Raw genomic sequence first — 25,806 nt, forward strand, 5'->3', positions numbered from 1 at the left:
TACACATGAAAGAACAGGCAGCAATACAAGCGAGCATGGCCGATATACAACAAAAGCGAGGCATTTTAATTACTGGATTACTTGTTGCGATGTTGTTTGGGGCGCTCGATGGAACGATTGTTGGCACAGCGTTGCCGCGCATCGTTGGAGAACTTGGTGGACTAAGTATGATGGCATGGCTTACAACAGCGTACATGCTTACATCAACAACGATTGTTCCGATTGCCGGGAAGCTTGCTGATTTGTTTGGAAGAAAGTCGATTTATGTTACAGGATTAGCGATTTTTATTATTGGTTCAGCGCTATGTGGCATGGCAGATACGATGACGCAGCTTATTATTTTCCGAGCCATTCAAGGAATTGGCGGCGGCATTATGATGCCGATGGCGATGATTGTCATTGGTGATTTATTTACGGGGGCAGAGCGTGCAAAATGGCAAGGTGTATTTGGTGGCGTATTCGGATTAGCGTCTATTCTTGGTCCACAAGTCGGTGGATGGATTGTTGATTCGTTAAATTGGCGTTGGGTGTTTTATATTAACCTTCCCGTCGGCATATTAGCTATTGTTCTCATTTCCCTCGGTTTGCATAATCATCGTATGGCTGAGCGTGTAAAGCTTGATTTGGCCGGCATGTTTACAATGGTTGTGGCCGTTGTTTCGTTGTTGTTAGCGTTAACGTTTGGCGGCGACAAATACGATTGGCTGTCATGGCAAATCATTTCTTTACTAGCTAGCTCGGTCGTGTTCTTCAGCTTATTTGTGTTTGTTGAACGGAAAGCCGAGGAGCCAATTATGCCGATTCATTTATTAAAAAATAAGACGTTTGTTGTGCTCAATAGTGTCGGCTTTTTTATGTCTGTTGGTATGTTTGGAGCGATTATGTTCGTGCCGCTCTTTATGCAAGGCATTATCGGGATGAGTCCGTCAGAATCGGGAACGATGATGTTTCCAATGATGTTTGCCCTTATTATCGCAAGCATGATCGGTGGACGGCTTGTGCAAAAAATTGGCGTACGTCCGCAAGTCATTGGTGGAATGGTGCTTGTAGCGCTTGGCTTTTTCTTATTGTCAACGATGGATGTCCATACAAATAAATGGACGGCGATGTCATTTATGGCGACGCTCGGTTTTGGGCTAGGATTCGTCAATCCAGTCATTACGCTTGCGTTGCAAGAAGTATTTCCAAAATCGCAGCTTGGCATCGTGACATCATCGAGCCAGTTTTTCCGTCAAATCGGTGGGACGTTTGGGGCAACATTGTTAGGGGCAATTATGAACCATCGTTCGAAAGATTTATTGGAAGCGAAGTTTCTTCCGTTATTACAACAATTACCGGAACAAGCGCATGCGATGATGGACTCGTTTAAACAACTCGTTGAATCGAATCCGCAAAGCGTATATTCGGTCATTTTAAATCCAGAGACGTTGAAAAAAATCCCTGAACAAATGCAACAAATGTTTGTGCCTGTATTAAAACAAACGCTTGTGGATGCGTTAAGCGATGTGTTTTTGTACGGATTGATTTTTGTTGGCATCGGCTTTATTTTTGCGATGTTTATCGGTCGCATTACCATTTCAAATCGAACGAATAAAATGAATGAAATGGAATAAATTATAAGTATAAAATAGACAACGATAAGGAATCGTTGTCTATTTTTGTTCGTATTTAAACCGTTTGCACAACAAAAACGAAATTTTTTATGAAAAAGTGCAACTTCCTCTTTCAACAAAGCGGTTTGTATATTAACATGAAAGAGTAAACAATATTGAAAGCGATTTATGTTGAATGAATCGAGGAGGATTTGACGTGAAAAAAGCTTGGTGGAAAGAAGCGGTTGCATATCAAATATATCCAAGAAGCTTTATGGATTCAAATGGAGACGGCATCGGTGATTTACAAGGGATTATCCAAAAGCTTGACTATTTAAAAGACCTTGGAATCGATGTCATATGGATTTGCCCGATTTATAAATCGCCAAACGCAGACAACGGCTATGACATTAGTGACTATCAAGACATTATGGAGCAGTTTGGCACGATGGAAGATTTCGATCAGTTGCTTGAAGAAATTCATAAGCGCGACATGAAAGTCATTTTAGATCTTGTCATTAACCATACGAGCGATGAGCATCCGTGGTTTATTGAATCGCGCTCATCACGGGACAATCCGAAACGCGATTGGTACATTTGGCGCGATGGAAAAAACGGCAAAGAGCCAAACAACTGGGAAAGTATTTTTGGCGGTTCTGCTTGGGAATATGACGAGACGACGGACCAATATTATTTGCACGTGTTTGCGACGAAGCAGCCCGATTTAAACTGGGAAAATGAAGATGTTCGTCGCGCGCTATATGATATGATCAACTGGTGGCTTGACAAAGGAATTGATGGCTTCCGTGTCGATGCGATTTCACACATTAAGAAAAAAGAAGGTCTCCCTGATTTACCGAATCCAAAAGGTCTTGATTACGTTCCTTCGTTTGATGGACATATGAATCAAGAAGGAATTATGGAGTATCTTCGTGAACTCAAAGCGCAAACGTTTGCGCGTTACGACATTATGACGGTTGGCGAAGCAAACGGAGTGACTGTAGAGGAAGCGGAAGATTGGGTCGGTGAAGAAAACGGCATTTTTAATATGATTTTTCAGTTTGAGCATCTCGGACTTTGGCAAAAAGGAACAGACGGCGGTGTCGATGTTCGGAAATTAAAACGTGTATTAACGAAATGGCAAAAAGGGTTAGAAGGCATTGGATGGAATGCGCTATTTCTTGAAAACCATGACCAACCGCGTTCGGTGTCGACGTGGGGAAATGATGAGCAATATCTTGTTGAAAGTGCAAAAGCGTTAGGAGCATTATATTTCCTTATGCAAGGGACGCCGTTTATTTATCAAGGACAAGAAATTGGTATGACGAACGTACAGTTTGAAACAATTGATGAATATGACGATGTCGCTATTAAAAATTATTATCGCATTGAGCGCGCCAAAGGCCGTTCTCATGAAGAAGTGATGCGCTGGATTTGGAAAAATGGCCGCGACAATTCGCGCACACCGATGCAATGGTCCGACGAAAAAAATGCCGGCTTTACGACAGGAACGCCTTGGATTGGTGTGAATGAAAACTATAAGCAAATTAACGTTCAAAAGCAGCTAAATGATCCAAATTCTGTTTTAAACTTTTATAAACGTATGATTCAACTTCGTAAACAACATGACGTATTCGTTTACGGAACATATGATTTAATATTAGAAAACCATAAAGCAATTTATGCGTATACGCGCACGTTAGGTGATGAAAAAGCAGTCGTCATCGTGAACTTAACAGACCGAAAAACGATGTATCGCTATGACTCGTTAAAATTGAATAGCGAACAACTTGTGTTAACAAACTATGATGTCAAACAACATAAACATGCGACACGTTTTACATTGCGTCCATACGAAGCGCGCGTATATGTCATGAAATGATGATGAAATCCCCTTTTCCGATATGGAAGAGGGGATTTCACATTTTTTTCGTAATCATTTCATACTTTTCACATCTCTTTTTTGTACATTCATGACAAGCACATCTTTTTAAACGGAGGGATTTTTGTGAAAAAAACGCGCCATTTACATTTATGGATCGGGCTCATTTGTTCTGTATTTTTACTTTTAGAAGCGGTCACAGGGTTGTTGTTAACAGAGCGCTGGTTAATGGGAATGAGCGGTCATTCGCATGATAATCATGAACATGCGCATGGAGATGACCATGGACATGCGAAATTAAACATGATTGATGCGGTGAAAAAAGCAAGCGAGTCTGGAGCGTTTTCAATGGACGAAGTTGGTGTTGTGATGAATCATGGGATGTATATGGTAAGGTTAAACGATAAAGATGGAACGTTAGTGACGATTGCACCAGATGGTACAGTTGTAAAAAAAGAAGTGAATACATTCGCATCGTTTGTACGTGCCATTCATGTTGGGAAACTTGGGATTTGGAACCGTCTCATGATCGATGTGGCTGCGATTGCGATTATCATTTTAACGGTCACAGGGATTTATTTATCTGTGAAAATTTTGCGGGCGCAAACGAAGGCGAAACGAAGAAACATAGCTGCATAAACGAAAAAGCACTTCGCAACAACCGTTGGTGCGAAGCGCTTTTTAACTAATTCGTTTCGTAGGTGTTTGTTGAATTTTCCCTGTTCCGTTGCAAAACGAACATGTTTTATAAAGCGACAAACAAATTTTCATTTTCTTTTTCCCAAAGCACTTTGGACAAATCGTTTTTAATGCCATATCGATCACCTCACAAAAGTAAGCGTTTTCAATTATAGTATACCCCGTTTTTATGCCATGTGTGCACAACAATTTTGTCCATTTTTAAACAGGTTGGCGTGCGCCAACCTGTTTTATTTGCGTGAATGTACTTCGTAAATCGCAAACTTCAAATAATCCCCTTCATCGGCGGCAAGCAGTTTCGGATGATCATATCCTGCGCCGCTCCAATGAATTTGACGTAAAATTTTCTTTGCATCAAACGCTGCTTCTGCGACCATCGCTTGGAACATATCAGGATGCACATGATACGAACAACTCGCTGTTACGAAAAAGCCGCCGTCTTTGACGAGTTTTAAGCCGTTTAAATTAATATCCTTATAGCCGGCAAGCGCTTTTGGTACCGCATGAGCGGACTTAGCAAACGCTGGAGGATCAATAATGACGACATCCCATTTTTTCCCCTTTTGTACACATTCTCTTAAATAATCAAACGCGTTCGCAACGACGAAATCCACGTTTGTAAATCCGTTTAGCTCAGCGTTTCTTTTTGCCGTTTCAATCGCATGTTCAGAAATGTCGACAGCGGTCACATGTTTTGCTCCGTATAAGCAGGCGTTTAACATAAATGAGCCTGTATGCGTAAAACAATCGAGCACAGTCGATTCGCTTGTAATGAGCGGCTTGATCGCGGCGCGATTTTGGCGCTGATCGAAGAAAAACCCTGTTTTTTGCCCGTTTTCAATGTCGACAATATATTTGACGCCATTTTCTTCAATTTGTACGTTCGTATTGCACGTGCCGTACCAAAATCCTTTTTCTTGTTTCAGCCCTTCTAATTCACGCACGTGGACGTCGTTGCGCAAATAAATGGCTTTCGGTTGAAAGACGTCGAGAAGCGCTTGTAAAATCCATTCTTTTCTTTTCTCCATGCCGAGCGATAAAATTTGCACAACGAGCACATCTTCGTATTTATCGACAATGAGCCCAGGTAAAAAATCCGCTTCTCCATAAATGGCGCGACATGAACGAACGCCCGGAATCATGCGCTCACGATGCGCCCACGCTTGCCGAATGCGATTCATAAAAAATTGAGCATTTAATTCATCATTTGGATTTTGCGTTAACACGCGCACGATCATTTGTGATTTCGGGTTAATGTACCCTTTCGCTAAAAAATGACGTTGATGGTTATATACGTTGACGAAATCACCTGGCTCAACGTCTCCCTCAATATAGTCAACTTCGCTTTGAAACACCCACGGATGTCCAAGCTCAAGCCGCTTTTTTCTTTTTCGTTTTAAAAATACATTCGCCATACATTCCACTCCTGAACTATATATTCGCTACTTTAGCATACAGGAAGAACACGATGTGCGCAAATAATGGAGAAAAATATTTGACAAAACAATGAAATATGCTAATATTAGTGACAAAGTGAATGATGCAAATGCATTCCACTAGGGGGGCCTTTAGATAGGCTGAGATCAAAGTGTGCCTTTGAGACCCTTAGAACCTGATCTGGATCATACCAGCGTAGGGAAGTGGAGACGGTGCGAAGTGTGTCTATATGCCAATTTCCATCGTTTACAAAACCACTTTCTTTGCGCAAAGAAAGTGGTTTTTTATTTTTTCATAAGGGGGAGAGGAGATGTTGTTTTCAGAACAGTTGCGCAAAGCTGTCGATCCGATTTGGGAAGCGAGTTTTCATCATCCGTTTGTCAAACAACTAGGAGAAGGGACGCTAGATTTACGTTGTTTTCGGTATTATGTATTACAAGATTCATATTATTTGACACACTTCGCGAAAGTGCAAGCGCTTGGCGGGGCGATGGCTGACGATTTACAAACGACTGCAAGCATGGCGAATCATGCGCAAAATACGTATGAAGCTGAGCTTCTTTTACATGAAACGTTTATGAAAGAGCTCGGCATTACAGAAGAAGAAAAGGCGTCATTTGTTCCTGCACCAACCGCGTATGCATACACGTCACATATGTATCGGGCAGCGTTTGCAGGACACTTCGGTGATGTATTAGCGGCCATTTTACCGTGCTATTGGTTATATTACGAAATTGGCGAGAGGTTAAAGCGTTGTAAGCCGAATCATCCGATTTATGCGAAATGGATTGAAGCGTACGGCTCCGATTGGTTTAGACAGCTTGTCGAACAACAAATTGCGCGCTTAAACGACATAGCGAAAACAGTAAGTGAAAAAGATTTAGAGCGAATGAAGCAACACTTTTGGATCAGCAGTCAGTATGAATATTTATTTTGGGATATGGCGTACAAATTAGAACGTTGGCCAATGGAAGAGGAGGATGTTTATGCAAACGAAAGGGCTTAAATTAACAGACGTATTAACGACCGTTGTTGTAGCGATTGTGTTTGGGATTGTGTATAAAGTGTGGGGACCGCTTTACTATGCGGTCAAACCGCTTGGACTTCATCTCGATCAACTCATTTATGGCATGTGGTTTATTGCTGCGACAGTGGCATATTTGTTGATTCGTAAGCCAGGAGTGGCGTTGCTTGCGGAAGTCGCTGCTGCCTCAGGGGAGTTTTTAGCTGGATCTGAGTGGGGACTAGAAGTGTTATTTTACGGTTTTGTGCAAGGATTGCTGGCTGAGCTTGTTTTCGCTGCTTTCCGTTATAAACGTTTCGACGTGGCGGTTGTGTCGCTTGCTGCCGTCGGTTCAACAATCGCTTCATTAGTGCTTGATTTTTACAAAGGATATATCGATCAATTAGCGTGGTGGAATTTAACATTATTTATCGGTGCGCGTTTCGTTGGAGCGATCATCATTGCTGGGGTATTTGCCTATTCGCTTGTCAAAGCGCTCGAAGCGACAGGTGTGACGCAACTGTTGCGCCCGACGACAAAAGAAGATTACGACTCGCTTGATCAATAGAAGGTGACATCGTTGATACACATTGAGCAATTGCGGTTAAAGTTTCCGGGGGCGGAAAAACGGTTATTTACCGATGTATCGCTTTCGATTAAAAAAGGAGAAAAAGTGTTGCTTTTAGGTCCATCAGGGTGTGGAAAATCGACGTTATTACAAGTGATGGCAGGCATTATTCCGCGCTCGATCGATGTGCCGATGAAAGCAAAAGCGCTTCACATTCCAAAGCAAGTCGGCTATGTGTTTCAAGATCCGGATGCGCAGTTTTGCATGCCATACGTCGATGAAGAAATTGCGTTTGTTCTTGAGAATCTCGGTGTGCCACGTGCGGAGATGAAAGAAAAAATCGAGCGTGTTCTTCAACGCGTGCACCTTCGTCTTCCGCACGTTCACGTGCCGATTCAAACGTTATCGGGAGGAATGAAACAGCGGTTAGCGATTGCCTCTGTCTTGGCGCTTGACCCGCATGTGTTATTTTTAGATGAGCCGACAGCGCTTCTCGATGAAGAAGGAACAAAAGCCGTATGGGAAACGTTAAAAGAAGTAGCGGACGACCGAACAGTTGTTATTGTTGAGCATAAAATTGATCATATTCTCGATTTTGTTGAGCGCATCATTTTGTTTAACGCATGTGGTGAAATCATTGCTGATGGCCCAACGGACCATATATTTTCGACGTATCGTTCGTTTATTGCCGAACAAGGCATTTGGTATCCACAAGTGTGGGAGACGTATGAAAAGCCAAAAACAGCGCAGCAGCCGTATCATGAGTCAGACGTGCTTTTACATGTACAGTCGCTCCGCGGTTTTCGACAAAAAGAAGAAAAAATCGCAGTCGATGATGTCGTCATTCGTGCAGGTGAATGGATTGCGATTACAGGGGAAAATGGCGCAGGAAAAAGTACGTTGCTGCAAAGCTTCATGAAGTTAATTCGAACAGAAGGCGATATGTATTGGCAAGGAGAGGTAGTAAAAAATGATGGGGTATTATACGATCACATCGCTTTTGTATTTCAAAACCCAGAGTTTCAATTTGTTACAAATCGTGTAGATGATGAGCTCGCTTATTGTTTACGTCTTGAACAACGCCCGGAATATGAAATAGAAGAGGAAGTAGAGAGGTTGCTTAGGCGTTTTCATTTAAGTGCGCAACGGCATTTGCATCCGTACCAATTGTCGATGGGGCAAAAGCGGCGGTTAAGTGTTGCCGCCTCAGTGACGGATCGCCATCGCATATTGCTTCTTGATGAACCGACGTTCGGGCAAGATGCAAAAAATACGTTTGCGTTGCTCGAATGGCTTGAAGCGTATCGGCAACAAGGAAAGGCGATTGTCATGGTGACGCACGATGAGCGCATCGTGTCTCAATTTGCGACGAGACGATGGGTCATTGAAAAAGGAAAGCTTGTCGCCGATGAAACGATCGTGCCGCGGACGGTTGTGCGAGGTGGGATATGATGAGATGGAGCATCGAACATAAAGAGACATGGTTGCATCAAACGAACCCAACCGTAAAATTATTGTTATTTTTGCCGATGTTTATCGTTATTGTTTTTGTCCATAACCCGAACGTGCTCATCAATTGGACGATCGGCTTTACGGCGTTATTTATGTTGTTTAGCGGTTATCGAATGAAGCATGTGCTTTTGTTTTTCGTTCCGTTTTTCTTCATTTTCATTTCTACGTCGTCTTCCATGATTTTATTTGGAAAGGGAGAGACGACGTGGTTTCGCTTCGGTCTTATTCATGTGACGGAAGAAAGCTTTTATCGCGGCGTTCATCTCGGATTTCGCACGCTTTTGTTTGCGATTTTCGGATTAATGTTTGCGCTTACGACAAAGCCGGTGTTTTTATTTTATTCACTGATGCAACAAGCGAAATTGAAACCAAAATATGCGTATAGTTTTTTAGCAGCCATACGTTTATTGCCAATGATGGTAGAAGAGTTTCAAACGGTGCATCAAGCATTAAAAGTACGTCGAGCGGCTAAAGCGAAAGGGTTTCGCGGGAAGCTTGAACTGATGAAACGATACGCGATTCCGCTTTTATCACAAAGCATTCGCCGCGCTCAACGCATTGCCGTAGCGATGGAAGCGAAAGGATTTACAAATGAACGAGCGAGAACGTTTTATTATGAACTGACGCTCGGAAAATATGACGTCTATTTATTTGTTGTCATATGCGCCATTGTTGCGGTCGGATATTACGTTGCTCATGCGTTTCCATACGTTGCCATTAAGGATGTGCGTTAAGATGAAAGAGCTTCATCTCATCTCGACGGGAAAGCAGTCCATTGAAACGTTTGTTCATATTTCGTCGTTCGTACATGCATATGCTGACTTTATTCATATTCGTGAAAAACATCGTTCGGCAAAAGAGATTGGGATAATTGTGGAACAGTTGCTTGAAGCAAATGTCCCAGCACAAAAAATAGTCATTAATGATCGGGTGGACGTCGCTGTCGTTTATGGCGTTGGCGGCGTTCAGCTCGCCCATCATAGCTTGTCTCCCAAACAAATAAAAGGGAAGTTTCCTTTTTTGCGCGTCGGTTGCTCCGTGCACACGTTTGAAGAAGCGAAACGGGCGGAAAAAGAAGGAGCGGACTACGTCATTTTCGGACATATATACGAAACGAATTGTAAAGAAGGACGAAAGCCGCGCGGGCTTTCATCGTTGCGTCAGTTGACAAGTCACGTACGCATTCCTGTCGTGGCCATTGGAGGCGTTAAACCTTTCCATGTTCGTGATGTGTTCATGACGGGAGTGAAAGGAATTGCCGTCATGTCGACGGTGTTTGAGGCGGATAATCCGCTACATATGGTTCAACGATATCGGAAACAAATGGGGGCGAATACATGGACGTTTTAATTGTTGGGGGAGGCATTATCGGCAGTAGCATCGCTTTTGAGTTAGCGAAAAGAGGAGCATCAGTCGTTGTCATTGAACGGGGAGAGTTAGCGCAAGAAGCATCATCGGCAGCAGCTGGGATGCTCGGTGCGCATTCTGAGTTTTCGACAGACCACCCGCTCCTTCCGCTTGCTTTAGCGAGCCAAGCGGCATTTCCAGCCGTTATTGCCGAATTGCGAGAATTGACAAATATTGAAGTCGGATGGAATGAAGCAGGAATGTTAAAGTTGGCGACAACGATGGAAGAGTACGAAAAATTAACGGAACATTATGAATTTTGGAGGCGCATACAACCGCAACACGTCCGCTGGTTAACATCGAAAGAAGTGGCAGACATTGAACGAAATGTACGAAATGAATATGGTGCGATGTACACGATTGATCAACAAGTGAACGCGAAACAACTATCAGTCGCTTTTGCTCATGGAGCAATGGCGAAAGGAGCCCGTGTTTTACCGTATACGGAAGTGTACGATTTTATTTTCGAACGGGAACGTGTTGTAGGAGTGAAAACGACGAGCGGAACGTTATATGCTGAACGTATCGTCATCGCATGCGGTGCATGGACGCCAATGTTAGCTGAAAAGTTGCGGTTATCGCTACATATGTATCCGGTCAAAGGAGAATGTGTTTCGGTTACGACAGAAACACCGCTTTTACAAACGACTGTATTTGCGAAAAACGGCTGTTATATTGTGCCGAAAGCGAACAATCGCTTGATCATCGGGGCTAGCGCTATCGCGCATTCGTTTGCCAAAACGGTGCAAACATGTAGCGTACAGCATTTGCTAGCGCGTGCGATGCAAATCGTTCCGGCTATCGCTCATTCTACATTTGAAAAAGCGTGGGCAGGCATTCGGCCGCAAACAAAAGATGGCATGCCTTATATCGGAGCGCATCCACAATATGAGAACGTATTCGTTGTGACAGGGCATTATCGAAACGGCATTTTGTTAAGCGCCATCACAGGAACAATTGTAAGCGATATGCTTGAAAGAAAAGATGTGCCATTTGATATGACGCCGTTTTCGCTAACAAGAAAGGAGGAGGGGCATGCGTTGCATCATTAACGGTGAGATGATTGACTTGCCAGCTCACATTCGTACTGTCGCTCAACTGTTACAACATTTTCGCATTCATGAAAAGATTGCGATCGTTGAAATCAATGCGAACATTATTATGAAAGAGAAATATGAGCATACAGCCATTGCGGACGGTGATCGCATTGAAATCGTTCATTTTGTAGGGGGAGGATAATATGTTACAAATCGGTCCGTATACATTTCAATCTCGTTTATTGCTTGGGACAGGGAAATTTCCGAACATCGATATTCAAAAAGAAGCGGTTGAAGCGTCGGGGGCAGAAATTTTAACGTTTGCGGTGCGAAGAATGAACATTTTTGCACCCGATCAACCGAATTTTTTAGAAAAAATAAATATAACAAAATATAAACTGCTACCGAATACAGCCGGGGCGAAAACAGCGGAAGAAGCGGTGCGCATCGCCCGTTTAGCAAAAGCTTCTGGGCTTTGTGATATGGTGAAAGTAGAAGTGATTGGATGCGATCAAACGTTATTACCTGATCCGATCGAGACGTTGAAAGCAACAGAAATGTTATTAGAAGAAGGATTTATCGTTTTACCGTACACGTCAGATGATGTTGTGCTAGCGAAGCGACTGCAACAACTCGGTTGCCATGCGATCATGCCTGGCGCATCACCGATCGGTTCAGGACAAGGAATTATGAATCCGTTAAACATTCAATTCATTATTGAACAAGCTACTGTTCCTGTCATTATCGATGCAGGCATTGGCGGTCCAGCTGATGCGGCATTGGCAATGGAATTAGGTGCGGATGGAGTATTGTTAAATACAGCTGTTGCTTCTGCGAAAGATCCCGTAAAAATGGCGAAAGCGATGAAGCTTGCGATTGAAGCGGGGAGACTTGGGTATGAAGCGGGACGTATTCCGAAAAAGAAATATGCAACAGCGAGTAGCCCGAGCGAAGGGATGAGCGTCATCTAATGGACCGTTATTCACGCCAACAATTGTTTGCGCCAATTGGAGAAAGAGGGCAGCAATCCATTCGTGAAAAACATGTGCTCCTTATTGGCGCAGGAGCGCTTGGAGCGGCAAATGCAGAGACGCTTGTACGTGCAGGGATTGGGAAAATAACAATCATTGATCGCGATTATGTTGAATGGAGCAATTTGCAACGCCAACAGCTATATACGGAAGAAGATGCAACAAATCGATTGCCGAAAGCCATTGCTGCTGCTGTGCATTTGCGAGCCATCAATCGCGATGTGGTCGTTGAACCGATTGTAGCTGATGCGGACGCTCGCTTGCTTGAACATGTTGTTGCCCGTGAACGTCCCCACGTTATGATCGATAGTACGGATAATTTTGACGTGCGTATGATCATCAACGATGTGTCGCAAAAGTATGATGTGCCGTGGATTTATGGGGCGTGCGTAGGAAGTTACGGTTTAAGTTATGTGATCGTTCCGAATGAAACGCCATGTTTGCGTTGTTTACTTGAAGAAGTTCCGCTTGGCAACGCGACATGCGATACCGCTGGGATCATTAGTCCTGTCGTTCATATGGTTGTTGCGCATCAAACGGCTGAAGCGTTAAAAATATGCGTACATGCTCAAGTGAATCGGAAACTTGTTTCATTTGATATATGGCACGGACAATATCGCATGATCGATGTGCATAAGTTAAAAAAAGACGATTGTCCATCGTGTAGTGAAAAACGAACGTATCCAGCCCTTCAATATGAAAATGAAACGAAATTTGCGGTGTTGTGTGGGCGGGAAACTGTACAAATTCGTCCTGCACATCGAGGAGAGCGAGAGTGGACAACGCTTCTTTCATTTTTAACAAAACGTGGAATTCAAGTGGAACAAAACGAATACTTGTTTTCGTTTACGATTCATCGCTATCGCTTCGTTGTTTTTTCCGATGGGCGTGTATTCATTCATGGTACAAATGATGTTCAAGAAGCAAAGCGGCTATATTATCAATATTTGGGGTGAAAGCATGGTATATAAAGCGTTGACGATTGCTGGTTCAGATAGCGGCGGGGGAGCGGGTATTCAAGCGGATTTAAAAACGTTTCATCAATTCCATGTGTTTGGCATGTCAGCCATTACTGCAGTTACTGCGCAAAATACGCTCGGTGTACAAGGGATATATCCGCTCCCTGTTGAAGCGGTTGAAAAGCAAATGGATTCGATTGCCGTTGATTTGTCGCCAGATGCAATAAAAACAGGGATGTTATTTAGTGAAGATATGATTGAATGTGTTGCTTATAAAATAAAGCAACATCGGTGGACGCGAGTAGTCGTCGATCCGGTTATGGTCGCCAAAGGTGGTTCGCGGCTATTGAAACAAGAGGCAGTCGAAGCGCTGCAACGCTATATGTTGCCGCTCGCTTACGTGTTAACACCGAACATTCCGGAAGCGGAAGTGTTGACAAATATGCGAATTGAAACGTTAGAACAACGAAAAGAAGCAGCGAAAAAACTTCATGACATGGGTGTAAAGTATGTCGTTATGAAAGGTGGACACGGGGAAGGAAATGAACTTGTCGATCTTTTATACGATGGGGAACAATTTTACGAATGGAAAAGTAAACGCGTTCATACGAAACATACGCACGGTACAGGATGTACGTTTGCTGCCGCTATTACAGCACAACTTGCAAAAGAAAAAACAATATACGAAGCAGTAGATGTGGCAAAACGATTTATTCAAGCGGCGATTGAACAAACGCTGCACATTGGCGGCGGGCATGGGCCGACAAACCATTGGGCATTTCATGAATAAAAAATGTTCACATCATTGACAAACACATTCGTTCCCACCATTGTTAAAATGAAAATGGGGAATATATTGATGGAGGGGACGAACGAGTGGAAGAACTTTCAATTACGCTAAATATTACGTACGTGTTGCTTTTAACGTTTTTTATCGGTACAACGCTAATCGAGTCATAAGAACGGCTGTGCATATGTGCAGTCGTTTTCTTTTTCAGTTAAATTTGGTATGATTAACGTATATATTTATGATAACCAATACTTTTTATTAGGAGTGTGAATGTTCATTGGGAGATTTGCCTCTGAGTTTAATTTTTTTACTCATTGCTTTAATTTTATTATCCGCCTTTTTTTCAGCTTCAGAAACAGCGTTTTCGAGCGTCAATAAAATTCGCTTAAAAAACTATGTCGATGAAAAGCGACGTGGCAGTAAAAAAGCACTATATATTGCAGAAAACTTCGATGAAGCCCTCTCTACCATTTTAGTTGGGAATAATATCGTGAACATTGCCGCAGCGTCCATTTCTGCCAAAGTGGCGACAGATTTGTTTGGTGGCAGTACAGGTCTTGTCATTAGCACCGTTGGCATGACGATTTTAATTTTAATTTTTGGTGAAGTATTGCCGAAGTCATTGGCGAAAGAACATGCGGAGTCGTTTTCACTTCTTATTTCCGATGTACTATATATGCTTATTCAACTATTTACTCCCGTTACAGCATTGCTCGTCATGTTAAAAAAACTTGTATCGAAATTCGTTGGCCATCAAGCAGATATTCCTTCTGTAACAGAAGAAGAAATTAAAGTCATGGTCAATTTAAGTGAGGAAGAGGGAGTGATTGATAATAAAGAGAAAGAGCTCGTCCATCGTTCGCTCGATTTTAATGATATTTTAGTTGGTGAAATTTTTACCCCCCGTATCGATATGGTTGCAGTAGAAGTGAATCAGCCCGTTGAAGAAATTCGCGACATTTTTTTACGTGAACGATATTCGCGCGTGCCGGTATATGAAGGAGATATTGATAACGTCATCGGCATTTTATCGGAAAGCGACTTTTTTAGTCAACTCGTACAAGGGAAAGAAGTCAACGTTCGCGAGTTGTTGCGTACGCCGCTATTTGTTGTTGAATCGATGCGCATCTCTACATTGTTGCCTGAATTGCAAAAAAGTAAAGTACATATGGCGATCGTTATCGATGAGTTTGGCGGCACATCGGGATTGATTACGTTAGAAGATATTTTAGAACAAATTGTCGGCGAAATATGGGATGAACATGATGAAGCGGTGAAAACGTTCCAAAAAATTAACGATTACGAATATGAATTTAATGCCGAATTACCGCTTGATGAGTTTTGTGACATTTTAGGAATTGATGAATTAGAAAGTTCTTCTCATACGCTTGGAGGGTGGGTGTTTGAAATGTTTGAACGCATCCCCACCGTTGGGGAATCGTTTGAATACGAATCATTAACCGTCACCGTTCGCCAAGTGGAAAACCGTCGTATTCGCAAAGTGCTCGTTCGCATTCGTGAACCGATTATGGAAAATGTGTAAAAAGGGAGCGATTCGCTCCTTTTTTTGTTGACATCTTTGTCAACTTCCATTACGATGAATAAGCGTAAAAACCGATAAGATTAATGGGGGTTATATGATGAAAAAGTGGTTATTAATGATCGCATTGTTCGTAATGGGGGTATTGCTGACGGGTTGCGGTCAAAATGAAAAAGAAAACGACTTATTTGCTCAAATAAAAGAAAAAGGGGAATTAAAAATCGGAACGGAAGGAACATATCCGCCGTTTACGTTTCATGACGAAACAGGAGAGTTAACAGGATTTGACGTTGAAATTGCTAAAGAAGTAGCAAAACGTCTCGGTGTGAAACCTGTATTTGTAGAAACACAGTGGGATGCGATGTTTGCTGGCTTAGATGCAAAACGTTTTGATATGATTGCGAACCAAGTCGGTATTCGTCCAGATCGTCAAGAAAAATACGACTTTTCTGATCCGTATATTACGTCAGCAGCTGTTCTCGTCGTTCATAAAGAAAACCAACAGTTGAAATCGTTTGACGACCTAAAAGGGAAAAAAGCAGCACAATCGATGACGAGCAACTATGCTGATTTAGCTCGTTCATACGGGGCTGAAGTGGTAGGAGTAGAAGGATTTAATCAAGCGATTGAACTGTTAAATTCGAAACGAGTCGATGCAACGATTAACGATAAATTATCTGTCCTTGATTTTCTTAAACAAAAACCAGACGCTCCCATTCAAATTGTGGCTACACACGATGATGCTTCCCAAAGCGGACTTATGTTCCGAAAGGGGAGCGACACGCTTGTTGAAGCTGTAAACAAAGCGCTAAAAGAGATGATGGAAGACGGCACGTATGCAAAAATTTCAGAAAAGTGGTTTGGTGAAGATGTATCTAAGTAATATGTGGATTGATCCAGAACGATTAGAAAGATTGATGAATATAGCAGAAAGTTCCCTTCTCCCTTTGGTGAAGGGAGCTTTGTTATATACGATTCCGTTAGCGGTGATAACGTTTATTATTGGCTTGGCTATTGCACTTTTCACTGCTTTAGCTCGGCTATCCACCATAAAAACGTTGCAATGGGTGGCGCGTGCGTATGTGTCGGCCATTCGCGGCACACCATTGCTTGTGCAATTGTTCATTATTTTTTATGGTTTTCCAACTGTCGGGATAACAATCGATCCGTTTCCAGCTGCAATCATTGGTTTTTCACTCAATGTCGGAGCATACGCATCCGAAATTATTCGTGCCGCCATTTTATCGATTCCAAAAGGTCAATGGGAGGCGGCATATTCTCTCGGAATGGACGATGTGCAGACGTTACGCCGTATTATTTTGCCACAAGCTGCACGCGTATGTATTCCTCCGTTATCGAATACGTTTATTAGCTTAGTGAAAGATACATCTCTCGCTTCGCTCATTCTTGTTGCTGAAATGTTTCGAAAGGCACAAGAAATTGCGGCGACCAATTATGAGTTTTTATTGCTTTATACCGAAGCGGCACTGATTTATTGGATCATTTGCTTTGTCCTTTCAATTGTCCAAGGGATCATTGAAAAACGATTCAGTCGTTATGTTGTTCGATAAACGAATAAGGAGAGCTACGATGTTAGTTGTTGAAGGATTGCGTAAAACGTTTGGAAATCATGACGTGTTAAAAGACGTTCATTTAACGGTGAAAAAGGGAGAAGTTGTTGTCATTATCGGCCCATCGGGATCAGGAAAAACGACGTTATTGCGTTGTTTAAACGTATTGGAAATGCCTGATCGTGGAACAGTAACGATCGATGGTGAGCAACTTCAATTTATAAACAAGTTATCAAAAAAAGAAATCATACATTTTCGTCGATTGACAGGAATGGTGTTTCAAGCATACAACTTATTTCCACATATGACAGCGCTTGAAAATGTTATGGAAGGGCCGATGACCGTTAAACGACTAAGCAAACATGAAGCAAAAGAAAAAGCGGAACAATTGCTTATGAAAGTCGGATTAAAAGATCATATGCATATGTACCCATTTCAATTATCCGGAGGGCAACAACAACGTGTCGGCATCGCACGGGCGCTTGCGATGGAGCCGAAAGTATTGTTATTTGATGAACCGACGTCGGCATTAGATCCGGAACTTGTTGGTGAAGTGTTGAAAGTGATGAAAGATTTAGCGAATGAAGGAATGACGATGGTCGTTGTAACTCATGAAATGCGCTTTGCGCGTGAAGTTGCTGATGAAGTGATCTTTTTTGATGAAGGAATGATCATTGAACGTGGTCATCCGGAGCAACTTTTTACAAATCCAACACATGAACGAACGCGTCAGTTTTTACAACGTATTCAGTAAAACCCCCAAGCAAACGCTTGGGGGTTTTCAGCCATGTTATTTAGTTGTGTAAGATCCGCCTAATTGTTGTTGCGCCATTGCAACAAGACGTTTTGTAATTTCGCCACCAACTGAACCGTTTGCGCGTGATGTTGCATCTGGTCCAAGGTTTACACCAAATTCTTGAGCGATTTCATATTTCATTTGATCGATTGCTTGTTGTGCACCGTATACTAGTAATTGATTTGTGTTTGCCATGTTCATTCATCTCCTCGTTACAATTTTTTATGGTTGGGTTAGCTGGATTTGCACCAGCAACGCGTGATGATTTTCACGCTGCCAAGCTTGGCTTAACCCATCGAATGTTGTTTGCTTGTTTGTACTACTATTTTGGGGAAAAAACATTTTATTATTCTTTTTTTTATGTGGTAATTTTTTGTGTAGTGGGAAAGATAATGGAAAATCACGAAGCGAGGGATGAATATGCACATTTGTCCGTTATGTAATGGTTTGCGGACAATCGTTTTTTATTGTGAGCAATGTGGAGAAAAATTAAAAGATGAAGGAAAATTAACGGATTATTTTGATGATTATAGTCCGTATATGGATGCAGATATGATGAAAATGGTTGATGGCTATGCACATACGAGAAAACAACATGTCTGCGTTCATTTGTTTCATTGTGATAATTGTGATGACGATGTTGTTCGTTTTATTCAAGAGTAAAAGCCCGCTCAAACGAACGGGCTCTGTTATTATTTTTCACTATTTGAACGAATACGTAATTCTGTGTTGACGTCGAAGAAATGTGCTTTATTCATATCTAACGCAAGATCGATCGTTTGACCTGCTTTGACGTCTGTGCGTGCATCGACACGCGCAACAAATTCTTGACCGTTAATTTGAGAATATACCATAATTTCTGCGCCGAGCAGTTCTGCCACTTCAACATGTGCGCGCACTTTTGTATTTTGTGACGCTTCTAGAAATACTGGCTCGTCATGGAAATCTTCTGGGCGAATGCCTAAAATGACTTCTTTTCCAACGTATCCTTGTTCACGAAGCACTTTCATTTTTCCTTCTGGAACTGCAATTTTGACATCGCCAATAACGAATACACCGTCTTGAAGTACGCCGCGCAAGAAGTTCATCGCTGGTGAGCCGATAAATCCGCCGACGAAAATATTTTCTGGTTTTTCATATACTTCTTTTGGTGTTCCAACTTGTTGGATGACGCCATCTTTCATAACGACAAGGCGCGTCGCCATCGTCATTGCTTCCGTTTGGTCGTGTGTGACGTAAATGGTCGTTGTTCCTAAACGTTGATGAAGTTTTGCGATTTCTGCACGCATTTGTACACGCAATTTGGCATCTAAGTTTGAAAGCGGCTCGTCCATTAAAAACACTTTCGCATCGCGCACAATGGCACGTCCTAATGCTACGCGCTGACGCTGACCGCCTGATAATGCTTTCGGTTTACGATCTAAATATTGCTCGAGACCGAGAATGCGTGCAGCTTCCCGAACGCGACGGTCGATTTCATCTTTCGGGAACTTACGCAATTTCAATCCGAATGCCATGTTATCGTATACGCTCATATGTGGATAAAGGGCATAGTTTTGGAACACCATCGCAATGTCACGATCTTTTGGCGCAACATCATTCATTCGTTTTCCATCAATGTAAAAATCACCTTTTGAAATTTCTTCAAGACCTGCGATCATGCGAAGCGTTGTCGATTTTCCGCAACCGGATGGACCGACGAATACGATAAATTCTTTATCTTGAATGTGTAAGTTAAAGTCTTTTACAGCGGTTACGTTATTGTCATAAATTTTATACACGTGTTCTAAACGAAGCTCAGCCATGTATATGCCTCCTCATGTAATCGATTTCATTTGATTTAAGCATATATAAAAATAAACGAACGGTAAATGGACATCGTGCACAAAAAAAGAAAACGTTTTCGGGCAATGTGCCTAGTGCCGTTCATAAAGTAAAATGGCTAAATACACGGTTAGTGCTCCTTTAAACTGCTTTATATCAATCCCTGTTTTTTCGATCAGTTTATCAATGCGGTATTGTAAGCTGTTGCGGTGCATATGAAGCTTTTTTGCCGCAAGAGAAACGTTTAAATTGCATTCAAAAAACGTCTTCATCGTTTTAACTATATCGGGATCTTGCTTAATCGGTTGTAAAAACGTCATCGCATACGTGATGTCCTCATTGTTGATCAGCAAAAGAGGAAAGACGTCTTCGATGCAGTAGACGCGTTGTTCGGGCTTATGCGTTATGGCAACTTGAAAATATCGTTTTTCGGCAAGGAACATGTGCGCAAGTTCAACAGTATGTGGACACTTTTGCCCAATATATGCCCGCAATTGAATGTAAAAATCGCTACATAACGTATCGATCAGCTCAGACAAAGTAGAAGCAACGTTTTCTTCTTGTTGTTCAATGACGATAAAGCATTGGTCTGTTTCGGAAATGATCGTCACGTCATAAGGAAAAAGCGATTGAATCGCTTCCATAAAATCGTGTGCGTCCACCGTTCCTTTTTGTATGTAAAAGTAAATGAAGCGCGTATATGTCGAGGAAGGTAACTGTTCAAATGTTTGTTTGTCGTTTTGAATTAAAAAACGATACCATGCTCGTTCGTGTTCGGTCATCCAAGGAGGCATAAGTTTACGAGGTGCAAACAACGTCGCTAAAAGTTCCCGTTCTTTTACGGTAAGTGCTTCTTTTTTTATGCCAAAAAGCTCACCTTGTTCTGTGACAAACCATTCATATTCATGCTGCTCGCTCACATGTGCATGTTCAACAAGCGCTTCTTGATAATATGCTCGTAATTTTTTTAACATATATGCCCATTCCTTTCGTCTCCCATCACGATCATTATACAAAAAGCGGCGAGAAAATGCTCGCCGCTTTATTTCACTTCATGTGGCGGTTGTTCTGTTTGAACATCGCGCGCCTCTTCAATATTTGTTGCTTGATAGCACGAATATACGTATCCTCCTGCCATGCCTTCGTTAATCATTCGATCAATATCCCATTCATAATTATCGCGTTCTTTCATGATCTATGCCCCCTTATTCGTTATTTTGTATATGCGAAAGAAAAGTATGCATTGTTCATTTGTTGTCCACATATATTTATGACGAGAGGTGAAAATGATGACTGTTCAGTTTTTACACGCATTAACGAATTACTATTTAGATAAAGAGGAAGAAGCACTCGTTCGTTATTTATATGTGTTGCATATGGGGAAAGAATGGGAAAGAAATCAAAAAGAAACAAAAGATGAATGGCGCGAGCAGTTTGAGAAAATGAATATATATAAAGAAGCGTGGCTTGCGTCTGAACGTGCGACAGAACGAGAACTGTTTCGCATCTTGTTATGTAAAAGTTTGAAACAGCTGCACAAACAGTTATCACACGTTTGCACTCATAACGGACAAGCCCTATAATGAATGGTTAGAAAAGCTTATTGGCAGAAGGGAGATCATTATGGGGCTTTTTCTTTATTTATTGTTTATGATCGCTGTTGGCGCATTGATCGGAGGGGTCACAAATTCACTGGCGATTAAAATGCTTTTTCGTCCGTATCGCCCAATATATATCGCGGGAAAAAGGCTTCCATTTACACCGGGATTGATTCCGAAGCGGAGAGAAGAATTAGCGGAACAACTTGGGCGCATGGTCGTTGAACATTTATTAACAGCTGACGGACTGCGACGGAAACTAAACGACGAAACATTTGTTCATGATATGACAAGCTATGTACAGGAAGAGGTAGAACGTTGGCTACAATCGGATCGAACGGTTGCCGATTGGCTTGAGCGATTCGGTGTTAAACATCCTGAGCAAATCGCTGAAATGTGGATTGAAAAAAAATATAAAACGATGATGTCACAATATAGAGACCAGCCGCTTTATCATGTCATTCCAAGTGAAATACTCCAAAAAATTGATCGCGCCATTCCTTCGATCGCCGAGCGGTTATTGTTTCGCCTGCGCACGTATGTAGAGAGCGAACAAGGAGAGCGGCAAATTGAACAGATGATTAATGAATTTTTACAAAGCCGCGGCATGTTTGGCAATATGATTCAAATGTTTCTTGGCAACGTCAGCTTAGCAGACAAAATTCGCCCGGAAATCGTGAAATTTTTACAAAGCGATGGTGCAAAGCAGTTGCTCGTGCAACTATTTACAAACGAATGGGAAAAAGTGAAAGCGATACATGTGCACGATGTGGAGCAAATGATCGGTGATGAAAAAATGGTGCTATGGATAAAGAGAATGACAGCAGCCGTTGTGCAAGAACCGCTTCAGCAGCCGCTCGGTCCGCTTGTCGCTTCTCATGTGCGCGCTTCATTGCCGACATTCGTTCGTTTTCTTTTACAGTTCGCTTCTCAACGCATTGAACAATGGATGGAGCGACTTCATTTGCAAGACATCGTTCGGGAAGAAGTGGCATCTTTTTCTGTTGAGCGGCTAGAGGAAATGATTTTAACGATTTCGCGCCGCGAGTTTAAAATGATTACATATTTAGGGGCTTTGCTAGGTGGAGTGATCGGACTAATTCAAGGTTGCATAACGTTTTTCATTCAATTGTAGACATACAGCGACCGCTTCGCTCATATCGTAAATAGAAAGGGAAAAAGAGAGGAGCGTGTCGCATGGACGTCCTTCAAGCGATTGACGAACTTTCAACAGTCATTCGTATGAGTGAACCGTTTGCGGAACTTCGCCGCGCTTATGAACAAGTGCAACGTGACCAAACGGCGCACCAATTATTTACGAAATTTCGTACGCTGCAAAAACAGCTCCAACAAAAACAAATGAGCGGATTCCCGGTCAGCGATGCAGATGTCGAATTGTTGCAACAACATTTACACGTTATTGAAATGAATGAAAATATCGCACGGCTTATTCAGGCAGAGGAACGTTTAAACGAATTGTTTGCTCAAGCGATGGCTGCGATGATTCAACCAATTGAGCAGCTATATGACGGACACTCATGAAAATGGGTGTTCTTTTTTTTATACCCTTGTCATACGTATGAATGAAGCCACGACATCGAGGGGGGACGATCATGTATAAATTGCTTGCGCTCAATATTGACGGTACGTTATTAAAATCAAACGGAAAATTAGAGAAAAAAACGAAAGAAGCGATCGATTTTGTGAAGAAAAAAGACGTATATATTACGTTGCTGACGTCAAGAAACTTTTTGTCAGCCAAAAAAGTGGCGAAAGCGTTGAAATTAGATTCGTATTTAGTGACATTTCAAGGGGCGCTTGTGGCGAAGTCATTAGAAGAAAAGTTATATGAGTCGGTTATTCCAGCACAAAAAACGTTTGATGTTGTGCACGTGCTTGAACATTTCAACTGCAACGTTCGTTTGCTTCACGAACGGTATTCAATCGGAAATCGAAAAAAAGTAAAAAACAATATGATTGCGAAAACGATTTTAGGGGATCCGTTTTTTTACCCAGCGCAGTTTGTTGACTCATTAAGTGATGTGTTGCGCGATGACCCGATTGATGTCATGAAAATCGATGTTTTTTATTCGAATGAAGACGAACGTGATGAAATTGTTGAAACGATGGAGCGTGCGTTTCCAGAGCTCTCCCTCACTATTAGTGATGGGAAAATTGAATTGTTGCCAAAAAACGTTTCAAAACTAAATGGGCTTATTCGTCTCGGAAACGAACTTGGAATTTCGTTACAAGAAATGGTTGTGATCGGCGATCATATGGATGATATGCCGGCCATTGAAGCGGCTGGTCTTGGCGTTGCGATGGGGAATGCGGCAAATGAAGTAAAAGCGATTGCCGATTGGGTGACGCGTTCAAACGACCAGCTCGGTGTTGCTTATATGATTAAAGAACATTTTCGAAAACAACATCGCCCACAATTTCTACGGCAAATTCGCACGACAGAGAAAAAATAATTTCCGTTTCTTGACGAGCTTTTCGCTTCTTCTGTACACTTAAATGAGTTTAATACTTTGAAGCGAAAGGTGATTTCATTGCGTATTGACATTTGCGGACTTGAGCCGGTTGATCGTTTTCAACGTTCTTTAGAGGTTATTACCGGTCTATTTTTTGAAGAGCAAACGCTCTCTTTCGCACGAACAGAAGAAGCGAATGTGCGTGTAACCATCGATGTACAACAAGGAGAACAGCTCATCGTTGTTGGTACGTTGCGAGATGAACATGGTCGCACGTATGCGGCTCATTACGAACGGTTTTGGAAAACAGAAGAAGAAAAAGGACGCATGAAGCAAGTAAAACATGCGGTTTCGCATATATATTTATCTCTATTACAGCAATACACAGGCGTTGTGCAACAGTGGGGGATTTTAACAGGCGTTCGTCCGGTAAAGTTACTTCATCAAAAATTACGTTCTGGTTTCACAAAAGAAGAAGCGCATCGCACATTGCGTGAAGATTATTTAGTGACGGACGAGAAAATTGAGCTTATGCAACAAATTGTCGATCGTCAGTTGACGGTTGTGCCAGATTTGTACGATTTATCGAAAGAAGTGAGCATTTATATTGGCATTCCGTTTTGTCCGACGAAATGTGCGTATTGTACGTTTCCAGCCTATGCGATTCAAGGAAAACAAGGGTCTGTCGATTCGTTTTTATTCGGATTGCATTACGAAATGGAACAAATTGGACGGTTTCTGAAAGAGCGCAACATTCCGATTACGACGATTTATTACGGTGGTGGCACACCGACAAGCATTACAGCGGAGGAGATGGATGCGCTATATGCGCATATGTATCGCGTTTTTCCAAACGTCGAGCGCGTGCGTGAAATTACAGTTGAAGCAGGAAGACCAGATACGATTACAACAGAGAAGCTAGCGGTGTTGAAAAAATGGAACATTGACCGCATTAGCATTAACCCGCAATCATATATTCAAGAAACGTTGCGAGCGATCGGCCGTCATCATACGGTTGAAGAGACGATTGAAAAATTTCATCTTGCGCGCGAAGCAGGTATGAACAATATTAATATGGATTTAATTATCGGATTGCCGGGTGAAGGGATTGAGCAATTCCGTTATACGCTCGAACAAACAGAAAAGTTGATGCCGGAGTCGTTGACGGTGCATACGTTGTCGTTTAAACGCGCTTCAGAGATGACGAAAAATAAAGAAAAGTATAAAGTGGCGGATCGGGACGAAATTAGTGAAATGATGAAGCGCGCGGAACGATGGACGAAGGAAAAAGGATATGTGCCGTATTATTTATACCGTCAAAAAAACATTCTCGGCAATTTAGAAAATGTCGGTTATGCATTGCCAGGTCAAGAAAGCATTTATAATATTATGATTATGGAAGAACAACAGTCGATCATCGGATTAGGATGTGGGGCATCAAGCAAGTTTGTGCACCCAGAAACAAAAGCGATTACGCATTTTGCTAATCCGAAAGAACCGAAAGTGTATAACGAACATTATGAACATTACACAAATGAAAAATTAAAAATGATGGAACAATTATTTTAGCCCCGACATGATCGGGGCTTTATCGATGAAATAAAATGAGTTTACCGCTTGATGTCGTGCAACGATGCGTTTTATGTTCTAACTGTTTTTCTTTTAATTTTTGCTCGCCGATTCGTTTTGCTTCGTCATCGTTTGCGGCAGTAAATGTTTCATCAAGCAATTTTTCTCCCGTCTTTTCAAAAACGGTTAACGTATATGTTTTCAATTTCCCCACCCCTTTCTTTTCATGTATTCGCTTCTTCATCATCATTTCCTTCTTTTATACTTCTATTTTTCCGGTTGTGCGCATATGTGTAAAGTAAGACAAGCTTAAAGGAGGATATGTATGGTTATTACATTGCTTCTTGTTGGGATTATGATTAGCGGATATATGGCCATTCGTACGGCAAAAGAAGAACGAAAAATAGATGAGAAGTTGTTAGAAAAAGAAGGAGAAGTGTATATGGAACGCATTCGTCAAGCGCGCCAGCAGCGACAAAAGGCCTTGGAATAACGAGGTCTTTTTTCTTTTTTAAAA

At 42.0% G+C, this 25,806-nt stretch carries 31 protein-coding genes and 1 riboswitch; of the genes, 24 read left to right on the forward strand and 7 right to left on the reverse strand.

The window, feature by feature from the left end; all coding sequences use genetic code 11:
• The first annotated feature begins 5 nt into the window (after positions 1-5).
• The 3 genes from AFK25_RS02645 (at position 6) to AFK25_RS02655 (ending at position 4,113) form a co-directional block, all read left to right on the forward strand.
• Positions 6-1,613, forward strand: coding sequence for an MDR family MFS transporter (locus tag AFK25_RS02645; protein WP_035064704.1), 1,608 nt, complete (start codon positions 6-8; stop codon positions 1,611-1,613).
• Between the two features lie 196 nt (positions 1,614-1,809).
• Complete coding sequence (locus tag AFK25_RS02650; RefSeq protein WP_035064706.1) at positions 1,810-3,474, forward strand: glycoside hydrolase family 13 protein; 1,665 nt, start codon at positions 1,810-1,812, stop codon at positions 3,472-3,474.
• 126 nt (positions 3,475-3,600) lie between these two features.
• Positions 3,601-4,113 carry a PepSY-associated TM helix domain-containing protein gene (locus tag AFK25_RS02655; protein WP_035064708.1) on the forward strand — a complete coding sequence of 171 codons (513 nt, stop codon included), beginning with the start codon at positions 3,601-3,603 and terminating at the stop codon, positions 4,111-4,113.
• A 42-nt stretch (positions 4,114-4,155) separates the two neighbouring features.
• On the opposite strand, the gene AFK25_RS15285 is transcribed toward AFK25_RS02655, so the two are convergent.
• The gene (locus tag AFK25_RS15285) at positions 4,156-4,290 is read right to left on the reverse strand and encodes a hypothetical protein (RefSeq protein ID WP_019417079.1); all 135 of its coding nucleotides are present in this window, start codon (positions 4,288-4,290) and stop codon (positions 4,156-4,158) included.
• A gap of 113 nt (positions 4,291-4,403) precedes the next feature.
• On the reverse strand, positions 4,404-5,588 hold the full coding sequence (locus AFK25_RS02660) for a class I SAM-dependent rRNA methyltransferase (RefSeq protein ID WP_035064711.1): 1,185 nt from the start codon (positions 5,586-5,588) through the stop codon (positions 4,404-4,406).
• Positions 5,589-5,721: 133 nt separating this feature from the next.
• A riboswitch (TPP riboswitch) is annotated at positions 5,722-5,829 on the forward strand.
• Between the two features lie 91 nt (positions 5,830-5,920).
• Between AFK25_RS02660 and tenA the strand changes: the two genes are divergently transcribed.
• From tenA to AFK25_RS02730, 14 genes are all read left to right on the forward strand, one after another.
• Entirely contained in the window at positions 5,921-6,616 is a 696-nt protein-coding gene (tenA, locus tag AFK25_RS02665) for a thiaminase II (RefSeq protein ID WP_035064714.1), read from the forward strand.
• A complete protein-coding gene (locus AFK25_RS02670; protein ID WP_019417077.1) occupies positions 6,591-7,181 on the forward strand; it encodes an ECF transporter S component in 591 nt (196 codons plus the stop codon). Before tenA ends, AFK25_RS02670 begins: the two co-directional genes overlap by 26 nt.
• 3 nt (positions 7,182-7,184) lie before the next feature.
• Positions 7,185-8,633 carry an ABC transporter ATP-binding protein gene (locus tag AFK25_RS02675; RefSeq protein ID WP_035064717.1) on the forward strand — a complete coding sequence of 483 codons (1,449 nt, stop codon included), beginning with the start codon at positions 7,185-7,187 and terminating at the stop codon, positions 8,631-8,633.
• On the forward strand, positions 8,633-9,427 hold the full coding sequence (locus AFK25_RS02680) for an energy-coupling factor transporter transmembrane component T family protein (RefSeq protein WP_035064720.1): 795 nt from the start codon (positions 8,633-8,635) through the stop codon (positions 9,425-9,427). The genes AFK25_RS02675 and AFK25_RS02680 overlap by 1 nt, the downstream gene beginning before the upstream one ends.
• A gap of 1 nt (position 9,428) precedes the next feature.
• Positions 9,429-10,043, forward strand: a complete 615-nt coding sequence (tenI, locus tag AFK25_RS02685) for a thiazole tautomerase TenI (RefSeq protein ID WP_035064722.1) — start codon at positions 9,429-9,431, stop codon at positions 10,041-10,043.
• A complete protein-coding gene (gene thiO, locus AFK25_RS02690; protein ID WP_035064724.1) occupies positions 10,031-11,152 on the forward strand; it encodes a glycine oxidase ThiO in 1,122 nt (373 codons plus the stop codon). The genes tenI and thiO overlap by 13 nt, the downstream gene beginning before the upstream one ends.
• Complete coding sequence (gene thiS, locus AFK25_RS02695; RefSeq protein ID WP_009362026.1) at positions 11,136-11,339, forward strand: sulfur carrier protein ThiS; 204 nt, start codon at positions 11,136-11,138, stop codon at positions 11,337-11,339. Before thiO ends, thiS begins: the two co-directional genes overlap by 17 nt.
• Before the next feature lies 1 nt (position 11,340).
• Positions 11,341-12,108 (forward strand): thiazole synthase, encoded by a 768-nt coding sequence (locus tag AFK25_RS02700; protein WP_009362025.1) that lies wholly within the window; start codon positions 11,341-11,343, stop codon positions 12,106-12,108.
• Positions 12,108-13,124, forward strand: a complete 1,017-nt coding sequence (locus tag AFK25_RS02705) for a MoeB/ThiF family adenylyltransferase (protein ID WP_035064727.1) — start codon at positions 12,108-12,110, stop codon at positions 13,122-13,124. The genes AFK25_RS02700 and AFK25_RS02705 overlap by 1 nt, the downstream gene beginning before the upstream one ends.
• Positions 13,125-13,128: 4 nt before the next feature.
• Positions 13,129-13,917 (forward strand): bifunctional hydroxymethylpyrimidine kinase/phosphomethylpyrimidine kinase, encoded by a 789-nt coding sequence (gene thiD, locus AFK25_RS02710; protein ID WP_035064730.1) that lies wholly within the window; start codon positions 13,129-13,131, stop codon positions 13,915-13,917.
• Positions 13,918-14,194: 277 nt separating this feature from the next.
• A complete protein-coding gene (locus AFK25_RS02715) occupies positions 14,195-15,460 on the forward strand; it encodes a hemolysin family protein (RefSeq protein WP_009362022.1) in 1,266 nt (421 codons plus the stop codon).
• Between the two features lie 97 nt (positions 15,461-15,557).
• Entirely contained in the window at positions 15,558-16,340 is a 783-nt protein-coding gene (locus tag AFK25_RS02720) for an amino acid ABC transporter substrate-binding protein (protein WP_035064732.1), read from the forward strand.
• Positions 16,327-17,028 (forward strand): amino acid ABC transporter permease, encoded by a 702-nt coding sequence (locus tag AFK25_RS02725; protein ID WP_035064735.1) that lies wholly within the window; start codon positions 16,327-16,329, stop codon positions 17,026-17,028. The genes AFK25_RS02720 and AFK25_RS02725 overlap by 14 nt, the downstream gene beginning before the upstream one ends.
• 19 nt (positions 17,029-17,047) lie before the next feature.
• Entirely contained in the window at positions 17,048-17,782 is a 735-nt protein-coding gene (locus AFK25_RS02730; protein ID WP_009362019.1) for an amino acid ABC transporter ATP-binding protein, read from the forward strand.
• Positions 17,783-17,818: 36 nt separating this feature from the next.
• Here the strand turns inward: AFK25_RS02730 and AFK25_RS02735 are convergent, their stop codons facing one another.
• Positions 17,819-18,019 (reverse strand): alpha/beta-type small acid-soluble spore protein, encoded by a 201-nt coding sequence (locus AFK25_RS02735; RefSeq protein ID WP_003395655.1) that lies wholly within the window; start codon positions 18,017-18,019, stop codon positions 17,819-17,821.
• A 225-nt stretch (positions 18,020-18,244) separates the two neighbouring features.
• Here AFK25_RS02735 and AFK25_RS02740 point away from each other — a divergent pair, with 225 nt between their 5' ends.
• Positions 18,245-18,487, forward strand: a complete 243-nt coding sequence (locus AFK25_RS02740; protein ID WP_035064737.1) for a hypothetical protein — start codon at positions 18,245-18,247, stop codon at positions 18,485-18,487.
• Between the two features lie 29 nt (positions 18,488-18,516).
• Here AFK25_RS02740 and AFK25_RS02745 read toward each other — a convergent pair whose 3' ends face one another.
• The 3 genes from AFK25_RS02745 to AFK25_RS15050 all read right to left on the reverse strand — a co-directional run bounded on the left by AFK25_RS02745 (position 18,517) and on the right by AFK25_RS15050 (position 20,840).
• On the reverse strand, positions 18,517-19,629 hold the full coding sequence (locus AFK25_RS02745; protein ID WP_009362017.1) for an ABC transporter ATP-binding protein: 1,113 nt from the start codon (positions 19,627-19,629) through the stop codon (positions 18,517-18,519).
• Positions 19,630-19,740: 111 nt separating this feature from the next.
• Complete coding sequence (locus tag AFK25_RS02750) at positions 19,741-20,622, reverse strand: PucR family transcriptional regulator (RefSeq protein WP_035064740.1); 882 nt, start codon at positions 20,620-20,622, stop codon at positions 19,741-19,743.
• A gap of 68 nt (positions 20,623-20,690) precedes the next feature.
• Entirely contained in the window at positions 20,691-20,840 is a 150-nt protein-coding gene (locus tag AFK25_RS15050; RefSeq protein WP_009362015.1) for a hypothetical protein, read from the reverse strand.
• A gap of 94 nt (positions 20,841-20,934) precedes the next feature.
• Here AFK25_RS15050 and AFK25_RS02755 point away from each other — a divergent pair, with 94 nt between their 5' ends.
• The 5 genes from AFK25_RS02755 (at position 20,935) to AFK25_RS02775 (ending at position 25,289) form a co-directional block, all read left to right on the forward strand.
• The gene (locus AFK25_RS02755; protein ID WP_238148420.1) at positions 20,935-21,231 is read left to right on the forward strand and encodes a hypothetical protein; all 297 of its coding nucleotides are present in this window, start codon (positions 20,935-20,937) and stop codon (positions 21,229-21,231) included.
• Positions 21,232-21,271: 40 nt separating this feature from the next.
• The gene (locus AFK25_RS02760) at positions 21,272-22,381 is read left to right on the forward strand and encodes a DUF445 domain-containing protein (RefSeq protein WP_035064743.1); all 1,110 of its coding nucleotides are present in this window, start codon (positions 21,272-21,274) and stop codon (positions 22,379-22,381) included.
• A gap of 62 nt (positions 22,382-22,443) precedes the next feature.
• On the forward strand, positions 22,444-22,788 hold the full coding sequence (locus tag AFK25_RS02765; protein ID WP_009362012.1) for a YlbF/YmcA family competence regulator: 345 nt from the start codon (positions 22,444-22,446) through the stop codon (positions 22,786-22,788).
• A 71-nt stretch (positions 22,789-22,859) separates the two neighbouring features.
• Complete coding sequence (locus AFK25_RS02770; RefSeq protein ID WP_009362011.1) at positions 22,860-23,720, forward strand: Cof-type HAD-IIB family hydrolase; 861 nt, start codon at positions 22,860-22,862, stop codon at positions 23,718-23,720.
• A gap of 69 nt (positions 23,721-23,789) precedes the next feature.
• Complete coding sequence (locus tag AFK25_RS02775) at positions 23,790-25,289, forward strand: coproporphyrinogen III oxidase (protein WP_035065176.1); 1,500 nt, start codon at positions 23,790-23,792, stop codon at positions 25,287-25,289.
• 19 nt (positions 25,290-25,308) lie between these two features.
• Here AFK25_RS02775 and AFK25_RS02780 read toward each other — a convergent pair whose 3' ends face one another.
• Positions 25,309-25,494, reverse strand: a complete 186-nt coding sequence (locus AFK25_RS02780; RefSeq protein WP_026011563.1) for a YhzD family protein — start codon at positions 25,492-25,494, stop codon at positions 25,309-25,311.
• A gap of 120 nt (positions 25,495-25,614) precedes the next feature.
• Here AFK25_RS02780 and AFK25_RS02785 point away from each other — a divergent pair, with 120 nt between their 5' ends.
• Positions 25,615-25,782, forward strand: coding sequence for a sporulation YhaL family protein (locus AFK25_RS02785; protein WP_009362008.1), 168 nt, complete (start codon positions 25,615-25,617; stop codon positions 25,780-25,782).
• Positions 25,783-25,806 lie beyond the last annotated feature (24 nt).

The organism is Anoxybacillus gonensis, assembly GCF_001187595.1.
Classification (GTDB): Bacteria; Bacillota; Bacilli; order Bacillales; family Anoxybacillaceae; genus Anoxybacillus; species Anoxybacillus gonensis.